10 protein-coding genes are annotated in these 12,595 nt (G+C 47.7%); 1 reads left to right on the top strand and 9 read right to left on the bottom strand.

All coding sequences use genetic code 11. The features are described 5' to 3' along the window. Positions 1 to 68: 68 nt before the first annotated feature. From NYE70_RS00255 to NYE70_RS00245, 3 genes are all read right to left on the bottom strand, one after another. The gene (locus tag NYE70_RS00255; protein WP_211025245.1) at positions 69 to 905 is read right to left on the bottom strand and encodes a carbohydrate ABC transporter permease; all 837 of its coding nucleotides are present in this window, start codon (positions 903 to 905) and stop codon (positions 69 to 71) included. Between the two features lie 2 nt (positions 906 to 907). Beyond that, positions 908 to 1,801 carry a carbohydrate ABC transporter permease gene (locus NYE70_RS00250; RefSeq protein ID WP_211025243.1) on the bottom strand — a complete coding sequence of 298 codons (894 nt, stop codon included), beginning with the start codon at positions 1,799 to 1,801 and terminating at the stop codon, positions 908 to 910. A 94-nt stretch (positions 1,802 to 1,895) separates the two neighbouring features. Further along, the gene (locus NYE70_RS00245) at positions 1,896 to 3,251 is read right to left on the bottom strand and encodes an ABC transporter substrate-binding protein (RefSeq protein ID WP_211025241.1); all 1,356 of its coding nucleotides are present in this window, start codon (positions 3,249 to 3,251) and stop codon (positions 1,896 to 1,898) included. Positions 3,252 to 3,688: 437 nt separating this feature from the next. On the opposite strand from NYE70_RS00245, the gene NYE70_RS00240 reads away from it, so the two are divergent. Then, entirely contained in the window at positions 3,689 to 4,690 is a 1,002-nt protein-coding gene (locus NYE70_RS00240; RefSeq protein WP_445323820.1) for a LacI family DNA-binding transcriptional regulator, read from the top strand. 113 nt (positions 4,691 to 4,803) lie between these two features. Here the strand turns inward: NYE70_RS00240 and glnA are convergent, their stop codons facing one another. The 6 genes from glnA to NYE70_RS00210 form a co-directional block, all read right to left on the bottom strand. Beyond that, entirely contained in the window at positions 4,804 to 6,228 is a 1,425-nt protein-coding gene (gene glnA, locus NYE70_RS00235; protein ID WP_211025237.1) for a type I glutamate--ammonia ligase, read from the bottom strand. A gap of 243 nt (positions 6,229 to 6,471) precedes the next feature. Further along, entirely contained in the window at positions 6,472 to 7,515 is a 1,044-nt protein-coding gene (aroF, locus tag NYE70_RS00230) for a 3-deoxy-7-phosphoheptulonate synthase (RefSeq protein ID WP_341044641.1), read from the bottom strand. A 630-nt stretch (positions 7,516 to 8,145) separates the two neighbouring features. After that, positions 8,146 to 8,619, bottom strand: a complete 474-nt coding sequence (gene tnpA, locus NYE70_RS00225; protein ID WP_213656720.1) for an IS200/IS605 family transposase — start codon at positions 8,617 to 8,619, stop codon at positions 8,146 to 8,148. A 251-nt stretch (positions 8,620 to 8,870) separates the two neighbouring features. Then, on the bottom strand, positions 8,871 to 9,653 hold the full coding sequence (locus NYE70_RS00220; RefSeq protein ID WP_341044640.1) for a CAP domain-containing protein: 783 nt from the start codon (positions 9,651 to 9,653) through the stop codon (positions 8,871 to 8,873). 447 nt (positions 9,654 to 10,100) lie between these two features. After that, positions 10,101 to 11,072: a 4-hydroxy-3-methylbut-2-enyl diphosphate reductase gene (locus NYE70_RS00215; protein ID WP_213656205.1), complete on the bottom strand. Its 972-nt coding sequence runs from the start codon at positions 11,070 to 11,072 to the stop codon at positions 10,101 to 10,103. A 62-nt stretch (positions 11,073 to 11,134) separates the two neighbouring features. After that, complete coding sequence (locus NYE70_RS00210) at positions 11,135 to 12,592, bottom strand: sensor histidine kinase (RefSeq protein ID WP_341044639.1); 1,458 nt, start codon at positions 12,590 to 12,592, stop codon at positions 11,135 to 11,137. Positions 12,593 to 12,595: the final 3 nt, after the last annotated feature.

Here is a 12,595-nt window from a genome sequence, read left to right as displayed (position 1 = left end):
CTCCTGTTTCAGGCAAAAATGAATCCCGCTCTACGAAGGTATGCGGGATTCTGTTCCGTGGAACAACTTCAGGATTTAACCGCTCCCGCAAGCGCTCCGTCCACGAGATATTTTTGAATGAAGGTATACAGCACGATTAACGGGGCTGCCACAATGGTAATACCGCAGGCCAAGAGCGGCCAGTTGTTGCCGTATTGACCTTTGAATTCCTTCAGACCGAAAGTGATTGGATAGTTGACTTTACTTGGCAGATACATGATCGGGCCGACAAAGTCATTCCAGATACCGATAGCCGTCAAAATAACGCCGGTAGCGATAACCGGTTTCATCAGCGGCAGAATCATTTGGAACAAATAACGGAGATAACCCGATCCGTCCATCCCGGCCGCTTCATCCAGTTCCCGGCTGATCGATTTGATATAACCGACAAACATCATGAAGACGACGCCGGTACCTGACGTTTTGAGAATGATATATCCCAGCTTGGTGTCATAGCCGAACATGTCCAGACTTTCGCGCATCGATAACATGAGCTTATACTGGGCAACCATCGGGTTCGGCAGAAATTGGGACAACAGGAAGAACAAATAGATGAACCCGGCCCATTTGACATAACCGCGGGCTACCGGGAAAGCGCCCATAACAGACACAATGATGGTCAACACGGTTGCCACCCCGGTATAGATCACGCTGTTCAGGAAATAGTTAGCAAAATTCCCCTCTGTCCATGCGGTAGCGTAATTGCTCCACTGGATTTCTTTGACGAGACCGATCGGATTCATCAAATATTCGGGGTAGGATTTAATGGAAACATTGAGTACGAGAATCAGCGGTACCACATATAAAACCAGCAATATAGCAATGACAGCGTAGGACAGGACTGTAAACGATTTGGAATTTTTCATGATTAATATTCCACCTCTCTCTTACGCGTCTGTCTCACCGCAACAACGACGAAGACGAGAATGATCAGGAACTGAACGACAGACAATGCGGATGGAAGTCCCATCTCAAGGCTGCCTCGGAAGGTTTCTTTATAAACGTCATAAGCCATCGTTCTTGTGTTAAATCGTCCATCCGTCGTAGCCAGAATGATATCGAACGTGGACATCGCGCCGATAATCGAAAGCAGCATGTTCACGGTAAAGGAAGGAGCGATCAACGGGAAAGTAATGTGACGGAAAGATTGCCATTTGTTCGTGCCGTCGATATAACCAGCTTCATACAAATCCTTCGGCACCGACTGCAAGCCAGCCAGGAAGATCAGCATGGAGTAGCCCATGTACATCCAGATTTGCACGAAAATAATGTATCCGAACGCATGCGTAAAGCTGGCAAAAAACATATCTTTATATCCGAACAGCCACTCGTACAGCATATTTACCGGACCACTCATCGGGTCGAACATCATGCTCCAGATCAGAGCAACGACAGCTACACCCAGTACGACCGGCAAGAAGAAGACGGCACGGTAGAAATAGTCGCCGCGAAGCCGTTGGTTAATCAGTACGGCAATGAACAAGGCGACTCCGTTCTGAACAATGGTAACGATAAACATGAAGATTAATGTATTAATAATGGAGCGCCAGCGTTCTCCAGAGTTTCCGGAGTAAAATAGATCATAATAATTTTCCAGGCCGACAAATTTCATGGAACTGCCGGGGATGTTTTTTACGTCGGTAAAGGAATAAATCACGGTCATTACGGAGGGTCCAAAATAAAAGACAAGGTACAATCCCATAGGGATCAGCAGTAATAAAAACGGTATATATCTTGCAAAGCCTTTGCCAAATGGATACATCTCTCTCACCTCGCAGGTCCAAATCAAATAAATGATCGGGGTCTGCCTACGCAGACCCCGAGGGCAGTATGTTCTTTATAATTGTCTCTCTAAGTTATCTTGGAGCTGCTGCTTCCCATTCTTTTTGTTGCACATCAGCCAATTCCTTAGCGGTCTTAAATTGTCCGCCCGGTGCCAGATATTCTGTATGCACGCCTTCTGCAGCAAGATGTTCGCCCACGTTTTCGCGGTTGATCATCATGATTTCGTAAGCCAATTCAAAATCGCCCAGGTAAGGAGTCAGTTCGTTATCGATAAACTCGCTGTCCGTGGAAATATTGTCTTGGGTAGGAATAAAGCCTGCCGCTTTGACGAATTTAGTGTAGTTTTCAGGCTGCGAGAAGAATTCCAGCCATTTGAGTCCGCCTTCTTTGTTCGGGCCTTTCTCAGCAACATACCAGGTTACATCGTATTTACCTACGAAAGAAGCGTTTTTCGCAGCATCTTCAGTAGCCGGAACCGGGAAGTATCCGAATTTCAGATCCGGGTTAGCTGTAGCGATTGTAGGAGCATCCCACGATCCGTCAGCGAGCATAGCTACTTTACCTGTAGCAAAGATCGCAGGAGCGGAAGCGTAGTCGATTCCCATGAACCCGTCGATCATGTAGTTGTCTTGGATCGTTTTCATTTTGTCGAGCACTTCAACGGCTTCAGCGTCATTGAACGCTGTTTCGCCCTTCCAAACGCCTTCGATCCATTTTTGTTGGTCGCCGCCGCCCAGGATTTTCGCTTGAAGCGCAAATACCGGCAGTTTCAAAGGCCATACGTCTTTACCGGCCACCCCGATCGGAGTGATTCCTTTAGCCTTCAAATCCTCGCAAAGCTTAAGGAATTCAGACCAGGTTGTAGGCACTTTCAAACCGTTGTCTTCGAAAATCTGTTTGTTGTAGAACAGACCCGACATGGCCACTTTACCGGTAGGAACGGCATAAACCTTGCCATTATATGTACCGGCTTTTTCGATATCGTTCGCGTTCCAGTTCTTCACCAGCTCTTGACCCGAAAGATCAGCGATCAGGCCGGAATCGATCCATTGCTGCCAATCCGGAGTTTTCGCGCCTGGTGTCCAGTCTTGCGGCGAAAGTCTCATGCCCGACAAGTCGGCCAGAACGTCTACATCGTTAGCTGTGATTCTAGCTCTCTGTGCTTGCTTATATTCGTCATCCGGACCTGTAGTCGTGTATTCGACTTTATATTCCGGATATTTCTTTTCGAAATCAGCGTTGATTTCTTCCATCGCTTTATTAATGTTTTCTTGCTTCCAGTGGAGAATTTTCACGACTTTCTTCTCACCGGATGATTTGCTTCCGCCTTCATTGGAAGGTGCTGCTTTGTCGTTATTGCCGCCACATGCAGCAAGGCTGAGTGTTAGAGCGCCTGCCAGTACCAAGGCTGAAATTCTCTTTACCATGTTGCTACCCCCTAATTTGGTAATTAATTGACTGCTCTTTCGGACGTGGTTTGCGATTAATCTACGAAAATTTTCGTTAAAACTGTGCTGTTGTTTCGCAAATCTTCGTTTTTCTCCGAAAGCGGTTTCGTCAAAACACATTATTGCATCATTCCAAACGTTTGTAAAGATATTTTTTGTAACTGGTTTTATCCTGCTTAAGACCGCTTGTCCATTCGGAAAAGATAGCGCTTCAATCCTTATCCCATCAACAGATATAGTTCTCCCCTTAAGGAATATAAACATCGTTTTTTAATTGACTTGCTTAAAGGTAGCCTGTAAACTTAAATTACGAAAAGAGTTTCGAAACCTATTTCGCAACAAGAATAACCCGATTTGATTCTCTTTCAAGAGAGGGGGCAAAATTTTTGTCGGTCAATATAAAAACGATTGCGGAAATGGCGGGAGTTTCAGTATCTACCGTATCCAAAATCATTAACAACTATAGTGACATTTCCGAAGAAACCAAAGCGAAAGTTCACGAAATCATGAAACAGACAGGGTATGTCCCTTCCAACTCAGCGAAAACACTGGCCACCAAGAAATCCAGTCTGATCGGAGTGATCTTTGCCGGTAAACTGAATATCGACTTTACCCACCCGTTCTTTGTTGAGGTGCTTAACTCCTTTAAGAAACAAATGGGCTTTCTGGGCTATGACCTCCTGTTCTTCTCCAACGAAAAATCTCATGCTGTTGACGGTGATTATTTGGCCCGTTGCCGACACTTTCAAGTCGACGGGTGCATCATTGTTACAGGGCAGCAAGTGGAACCGTCGATCAGCGAGCTGGACCACAGCGAAATTCCATGCATTGGCGTCGATATCGAACTGAAGGGTAAAAGCTCCGGTTATATTATGTCCGACAATTACAAAATGTCTTATAAGGTAGTTGAACATTTCTACCTCCAGGGATATCGGGAGCTGGGATACATCGGAAGCACACTGGAATCGGATATTTCGAATATGCGGGAGAAAGGGTACAAGGACGCCATCGAAAGTTTCGGGCTTCCCGTTTTCGATAACTGGTTCGTAAATGGGGAAAACTTTTTCGAAGAGAGCGGTTATGAGGCTATTAATAAAATGATCGAATCCGGCAGCCTGCCTCGGGCCATCTTTGCCGCTTCCGACCTCATTGCCATCGGTGCCATGCGGGCATTGAAGGAACATGGATTCCGCGTTCCCGAAGACGTCGCTATCATCGGTTGCGACGACATCGAAGCTTGTAAATACACAAGCCCTGCCTTGTCCACCATAAGGCAAAATAAAGATAAGATCGGCAGACTTGCCGCCTCTTTATTGTTTGATCTGATGAATACACAGTCCGTAACCAGCAACGTGGTTGTGGAGCCGGAGCTTGTCATCCGGGAGTCCTGCGGGAATAAATTAAAAGTACAGCTTTAATAAAAGGCCGCCGAGTGTTTATCCGGGCGGCTTTTTATTATGATCGGCAAAAAAGCGATTGGACTGAGGGGTGAAATCCCCCTGGTCCAATCGCTTTTTTGATTCTAACCGGTTTACAGATCGTAATAAAGCCCGAATTCGTAAGGATGAACACGGATAGCTACCGATCTGGCTTCCGCCCGTTTTAAATCGATGAAATTATCGATGAATGCTTTAGTAAATACGCCGCCTTCCGTCAGGAATTCATAATCGGATTCCAGAGCGCTCAGCGCTTCGTCGAGTGAACCGGGAACACTGCGGATACCCGCCTTTTCTTCATCCGACAGTTCGTAGATGTTCTTGTCGAACGGTCCGTAGCCTTCTTTGGTCGGATCGATTTTGCGTTTGATTCCGTCAAGGCCCGCCATCAACATCGCCGAAAAAGCGAGGTACGGGTTCGCCGTCGAATCCGGAGTACGGAATTCGATCCGGCAGCCTTTAGGCGTTACAGCCGCAACCGGAATACGTACGGCAGCCGAACGGTTACCCTTCGAATAGACCAGGTTGACCGGAGCTTCGTAACCCGGAACCAGACGTTTAAACGAGTTCGTACTCGGATTCGTAAACGCGATCAATGCCGGCGCATGGTGCAGGATACCGCCGATATAATGCAGCGCCGTTTCGCTCAAGTTGGCATAGGCGCCTTTTTCGTAAAAGAGAGGTGTGTCGCCGTTAAAGATCGATTGGTGAACATGCATTCCGGAGCCGTTATCGCCAAAGAGCGGTTTCGGCATGAAGGTTGCTGTTTTGCCGAATTGGATGGCCGTGTTGTGCACGATATATTTGTAGACCATCAAATTGTCAGCCGTTTTCAACAAAGTATCGAAACGGAAGTTGATTTCAGCTTGACCGGCGGTAGCCACTTCATGGTGGTGACGCTCTACGCGAATGCCCGCCTCTTCAAGAAGCCGGCACATTTCGCTGCGAATATCCTGCTGCTTATCAGCCGGCGCTACCGGAACATAACCACCCTTGACCGGAATTTTATAACCGAGGTTTCCCCCTTCTTCCGTACGTCCCGTATTCCAGAGTGCTTCCTCCGAATCAACCGAGTAAAAAGTTTTGTTCATTCCGCTCTCATACCGTACATCGTCGAAAATAAAAAATTCGGACTCCGGTGCGAAGAAAGCCGCAGTACCGACACCGCTCGCGTTCAGGTATTCTTCAGCCCGGACTGCGATGCTGCGAGGATCTCTTTCATATCTTTCCCCATCCGGCGTAAAAATGTCGCAAAATACATTCAGTGTCGGATGCGAGGTAAACGGATCCACATATACTGCGCCATGGTCCGGCATCATGACCATATCGGACTCTTCAATCCCACGGAACCCCGGAATCGAAGAACCGTCAAAAGCGACCCCGTTTACGAAAGTATCCTCATCGACCTCTTTAGCCGGAAGAGTGATGTGGTGTGCGCGACCGGATAAGTCAACAAAACGAAAATCGACCCACTCAATTTGCTTTTCCTGAATTGTTCTTAATACCAACTCTGCTGACATACAAACTCCTCCCAATCACGAACATTATGCCGAGAAATCCGTTCTAATGTTCACCCTTTTTGTTTATTCTGTCGTCATTATAAAACCGCACGGGGAAAGCCGTCAATAGCCATGTAAGGTATTTTTATATCAGATGTTAGGTTTTATGACATTGAGTACAAACTAATCGACAAAAAGTATAAAAGCCCTCCCGCTTCAATATGCGGGAGAGCTTTTATAGGATAGTAAAACGCTTATTTTTGGTTAAATTTGCACTGCTTCTTTTAAGGTATCAAAACGCTTGCCTACCAATGGTGCCAGCTTCTCCAAATCCCGCAGCAACGCTGCGAATTGGTCCGGGAACAGAGACTGCACGCCGTCCCCAGTCATAGAGTTGTCCGGATCGGTATGCATCTCGATGATAAGTCCATCCGCACCGGCAGCAACAGACGCTTTTGTCATAGGCTCGACCAGTTCCCTGCGTCCCGTTCCGTGACTCGGATCAGAAATGACCGGCAGATGACTCAGACTCTGAAGAACCGGAATAGCGGACAAATCAAGCGTATTACGTGTATATGTCTCGAAGGTGCGGATTCCGCGCTCGCACAGCATAACATTTGGATTACCGCCGGCCAGAATGTATTCAGCCGCATTCAAAAACTCGTCATACGTCGCGCTGAAGCCGCGCTTAAGCAGCACTGGCTTGCCGCAAGTACCAAGCTTGCGAAGCAAATCGAAGTTTTGCATATTGCGGGTACCGACCTGAAGAATATCGGCATATTCGGCACAGACATCCACATATTCGGGAGTCATCACTTCCGTAATGGTCAGAAGTCCATGTTTCTTGCCCGCTTCCGCCATCATAACGAGCCCTTCTACCCCGACGCCCTGGAAGCTATAAGGCCCAGTACGCGGTTTAAAGGCGCCGCCGCGCAATACTTGACCGCCTGCGGCCTTCACCAAGCTAGCGATCTCGTCGATCTGCTCAGGAGATTCCACGGCGCATGGTCCGCCCATAACGACCAGGTCGCCGCCACCGATGTTGACATCGCCGATCGAGATGAGAGTGTTCTCCGGATGAAAATCGCGACTGGCCAGTTTATAAGATTTTGAAATCTTAATGACGTTCTCAACATCCTTCATCTGACGTAAATGCTCAGCCAGCTTTGGCTCGATTGCGCCGATCAATCCGATGACCGTCCGGTCCTTGCCGCGGGATACATGAGTTTGCAGTCCTTCCTTTTCAATAACGGCGATAATTTCCTGAACGCGCTCCTCGGGCGTTTGATTCGAAGTAATAACGATCATGATTCATTCATCCTTTCATCTTAACGGAATATACCCCTAGTGGGGATAGCCAATTTATTAACATTAATAAGTTCACATGGAGTACGCTATCGCGCTTGAACGCTTGTTCGCTTTTATGCTTTTATCCATTAAAGTAAATATAGCTGTTTTTGCCCGTTTCGTCAACCCCTTACGTCATTCCTTTTAGCCGAATTGATTACCATGCCTAATTAATCTATCTAATTACTCTGTCTAATTACTTTGCCTCTCTACTGGCAGCTTGATTGGATAATTGACGAGTTGATTGGAAAATTTCCAATTAGATTCAGCCCAATCTCATTTTCATTGACGCTGATTGGATATTATCCAACCATTTTAACAAAACCTTCGCCTTATCCGGCATACTTGGCTTTTTCATTGGATTTTATCCAATTAGCGATGGTCATACCCTCTTCTCCTGGAGTTTCATTGGAAAATTTCCAATGAAGGCAGCCTTACCTGCCTATAATAAATCATAACCACCCGTCCAACGGGTGGTTTGCTCTTGGGGTATAACCCCCTGTTGCCAAACTGCGCCTAAAGACGCTAGCCTGACAATAAAATTGTTCAGGCTCAGTGTTTTTGTCACTTTCACTTACCAGTTAAACTGGTTTACTTCTTCTTGTTACTGTTTCTGCTGAATGGATCCTCATACTCTTTCACACTCAGTTTATCCATTGCTTGGTCATGTGCTTCTTGCTCACGTATATATTTAGCGACAGTGGCCTCATTCAAGCCTACTGTGCTGACGTAGTATCCCTCTGCCCAAAATTTCCGGTTTCCATATTTATACTTCAAGCTGGCATGCTTCTCAAATATCATCAGCGAGCTTTTTCCCTTCAGATATCCCATAAATGAAGATACTGAGATTTTTGGGGGTATCGCTACTAACATATGTACATGATCTGGCATCATGTGGCCTTCTATTATTTCTACCCCCTTGTATTTACATAAACGTTTGAAAATTTCGATTAAGTCTTTCCTTACTTGATTATAGATCTCTTTCCGTCTATACTTCGGGGTGAACACAATGTGGTATTTGCACATCCACTTCGTGTGAGCTAGACTATAGCTCTTGTTTGCCATTTAAGACCATTCCTTTCATTGTTGAGCCTGAACATCTCAATTTTATCGGAATGGTCTTGGTGGTCAAACCTTCGATCCCTCCACCCGCATAGCGGGTGGTTTTTTGTTTCGCACGCTTCGCGAGCTCAACTGGCTAAAGCCGTAATAAAAAACGGCGCGGAAGTATCCGCACCGTCGTTCATATTCGCATTACATTACATTGCATCGCATTACTTATGGCTGAACCAACATTTTCGCGCACAATCTCTTGCTTATCTGCCTACGAACTCTTGCGCCCAGTATCCGTTATAGTAACCGACGCCGATCAAGTTGTAATTCGCATTCATAATATTGGCACGATGCCCTTCACTGTTCATCCAGGCTTTTACAACGTCTGCAGGAGTTTTTTGTCCCATGGCAATGTTCTCTCCAGCATAGCTGTAACTAATTCCGAACTTCTTCATCATATCGAACGGAGAGCCGTAGGTCGGGGAAGTATGGTCAAAATAATTGTTTTGGCTCATATCCTTCGCCTTTGCCAATGCCATATTGTTAAGTTCGGCATTTCCCGCGAGCGGCTTCAATCCCTGCTTCGCGCGCTCCTGATTCACCAGCGTGATCACCTGGGTTGCAAACTGCGATTTATCGGTGCTGGCCCCCGTGTTTGGTTGAGTCGGTTGAGTTGGTTGAGTCGGTTGAGTCGGTTGAGTCGGTTGAGTCGGTTGAGTCTGGGAACCGGAATTGCTGTCCGGCTTAGTACCTGGCTGGCTAGTCTCATTTTGCGACGAACCATTCTGGGTTGTTCCATTCTGAGTTGAGCCATTCTGGAAATTCCAATTCCCGTTAGTTCCGTTTTGAGCCGGTATTTGCTTATATATCTCATTCCAAGGAATCGAGTTGAAATAAGTGTTCCAGTTCGAAGAGAACGTGGTCTTAGTAGTATAAGTTGTATACGTTGTATTCGATTGTGCCGAAGCCGGCACCACAAGTCCAGCGGCCAAAAGAGCAGTCAATCCGCCAGTCATCATAAGTTTATTGAATCGATTTGTTTTCATGCTGTCATCTCCTTGATAGCTAGATTCATATAGTGGTTGTTCAAAAAGTCATCTTTCCATGACGAAGGAGATCATGAAGCGGATTCGACGTCGAATCTTGAATTCAGACGGGCCTTCCGTTGCTCACGTACCCCATGAGCAAATGCTTACGAAGTCGTTTTCTACGAAAACGTGTAGCTCCGCTACTTAGTCCCTATCTTCATCCAACCTTCTTGGTCCTGCAAACCTGATTTTTTGAACATGAACATATAGTAACAATTTTGTAATCTTTCTAAAAGGAGTATAACATGAATCCCAACGCGAAGGACCCCGCAAAACTTGGAAATATACCCTGTCCCTTCTCGGCAAACAAAAAAACAGCCGCCCTTCGAAGAACTCTTGGGACGGCTGTTGATCGATATGATATTAAAACTGCAGGTTGATCTGGCGGGTTCTGAACCGGTCAGCCTACTGACTAACCTGTTCGGTTTTGCTCTTTGCACCGGCTTTAACCGGAGGCAGCAGCTTTTGCATATTAACCGTACGAACGATCTCCCACGTTTCCGGGTCCTCAGCATCGTATTGCTCCAGATAGGCGATGACTTCTTTTGTAATCGGCGTAGGCGTCGATGCACCGGAGGTTACCGCAACTTTTTGAATGCCTTTAAGCCACTCGGTCTTCAATTCGGACACATCCGCAATACGGTAGGCTGTCACGCCTGCAATCTCTTCTGATACCTGAGCCAAGCGGTTCGAGTTGTTGCTTCGAGGATCGCCTACAACGATCACCAAATCCGCTTGACCGGCTTGTTCCGCAACCGCTTCTTGCCGCACCTGAGTAGCCAGGCAGATTTCGTTATGGACTTCGGCGCCCGGGAATTTCTCCAGCAATTTTTTCATGATATGCTTGATATCCCATTGGCTCATCGTTGTCTGATTCGTAATTACGATCTTATCCGCCGTAATTTCCAAGGCTTCGATCTCTTCTTCCTTCTCGATCAAATGCACTCGATCGGGCGCAACGCCAACGGCGCCTTCCGGCTCAGGATGTCCCTTCTTGCCGATATAGACGACATCATACCCTTCGGCCACCTTCTCCTTGATCAGAACATGCGTCTTTGTGACGTCGGGACAGGTGGCGTCCACGGTAGTAAGCCCCTTATCTCTGGCAAGCTTGCGAACCTCCGGTGACACGCCATGCGCCGTGAAAATCACGGTGCCGCTCTCCACCTGATTCAAAATCTCCATCCGGTTAGGACCATCCAGAGTGATGATGCCTTCGTCCTCAAAGGAATTCGTGACATGACTGTTATGGACGATCATGCCCAATATATAGATCGGGCGCGGAAGATCGAGGTTTTTGGCGGCCTGTCTGGCCAGTACCATCGCATCGACGACCCCGTAGCAATATCCGCGCGGCGAGATTTTAATAACTTCCATTGTCGTATCCCTGCTTTCTCGTTCCCGGTTTTCCTGACGGAGGGAACCTCCTCTATTATAGCTTATTCCGGCAAGGCGTTAAAGACGGCCGGAAGCCAGATAATAAATGTCGTTCCCTCACCAAATTTGGTCATGACCTCAACCGATCCGCCATGCTCATCGATAATCCATTTGGCGATCGACAGTCCCAGGCCAATGCCTGGCGTTACGCCGCGGGATGGGTCGGCCCGATAAAAGCGATCGAAAATATGAGGAACTTCGCTCCGATCCATGCCGATTCCGGTATCTGCGATCCGGATCCCGATCTGCTCTCCGGCCCGGATCGCATCGATCGTCACGCTTCCTTCGGCCGTATACTTGAACGCATTCTCAATAAAAATAAAGAGCATCTGCTGCAAATAGTCCTTGCTTCCGATGATGCTAGCCCCTTCAAGAACCTGTAGATCGCCCTGCACCCAGACTGCTTCCCGCGGCAGGAACTGAGCTCTGCGGACCACTTCTTCAACGAGAGGGAGAAGCGGTACCATGTTCCGTTCAATCGTCTGTCCGGCATCCGCCCGGGCAAGGGACAGCATGTCGTTGACGAGCCGGCTCATCCGCTGCGACTCATCGGCGATATCGCTCACCGCATCCAACGACAGACTGCGAAGCTGTTCTTCGTCCATAGGAGGGCGCGCCCCTTCTTCGCCGGACCATACTTTTTTCAGCAGATCGACATTTCCGCGAATCGTCGTCAGCGGGGTCCGCAGCTCGTGGGAGGCATCCGATACAAACCGCCGCTGCGCGGAATACGCTTCGTCCAGTTCATTATAGAAGCCTTCCGTTCTGGCTAGCATGCTGTTGACCGTACCGATTAAGCGGCCTATTTCGTCATTCGGACCGTCATAATCAATCCGGACGCTAAGGTCGTTCCCGGTCTGGATTCCGTTCGCCGCCTCGATGACTTTGCCGATCGGCGCCATCGATTTCCGCGCCAGGAATAGCCCAAACGTACTCGCCACTAACAAGGTTATGGACGAGCCGATCAACAGAATCGTTTTCATCCGCTCCATCAGCCGGTCCTCGGCGTTCGTATCCGCGGCTAGCTGGAGCAAGCCGACAATCGTATCATCCAGATAGACGGCCCGTTCGTACAAAATATATGAGTTTCCATTAATCGTAATCTTTTGGAACAGGCCTTTCTTGCCAATATCTTCGATAGCCGGTACAGGAAATGCAATGTCCCGTTCCTGCAATCCTTGCGAGCGGCGCATCAATCCCACCGCATAATTGTTGAGCTGCCAGAAGATGCGGGCATCCTCCAACCGAAGCGCCTGTTTGGGGGTCAACTGAAGATCCCATCCCTGCGTCAACGTGACATTTTGCGAACTAAGGATTTGATCGGCCTGATCATCGACCTTCTTTTTGACCTCTTCATAAGTATAATAACGAACAAATCCATAAATCGAAGCGCCGAACAAGATCAGCGTAACTGCCAAAATCCCTGTATACCAAGCGGTTAGCCGCCATCTCATGGACATCTT

The organism is Paenibacillus sp. FSL R5-0407, from assembly GCF_038009185.1.
Classification (GTDB): Bacteria; Bacillota; Bacilli; order Paenibacillales; family Paenibacillaceae; genus Fontibacillus; species Fontibacillus vini.
Note: the sequence above shows the minus strand (reverse complement) of the source record. Positions and strands in the feature narration are given on the sequence as shown.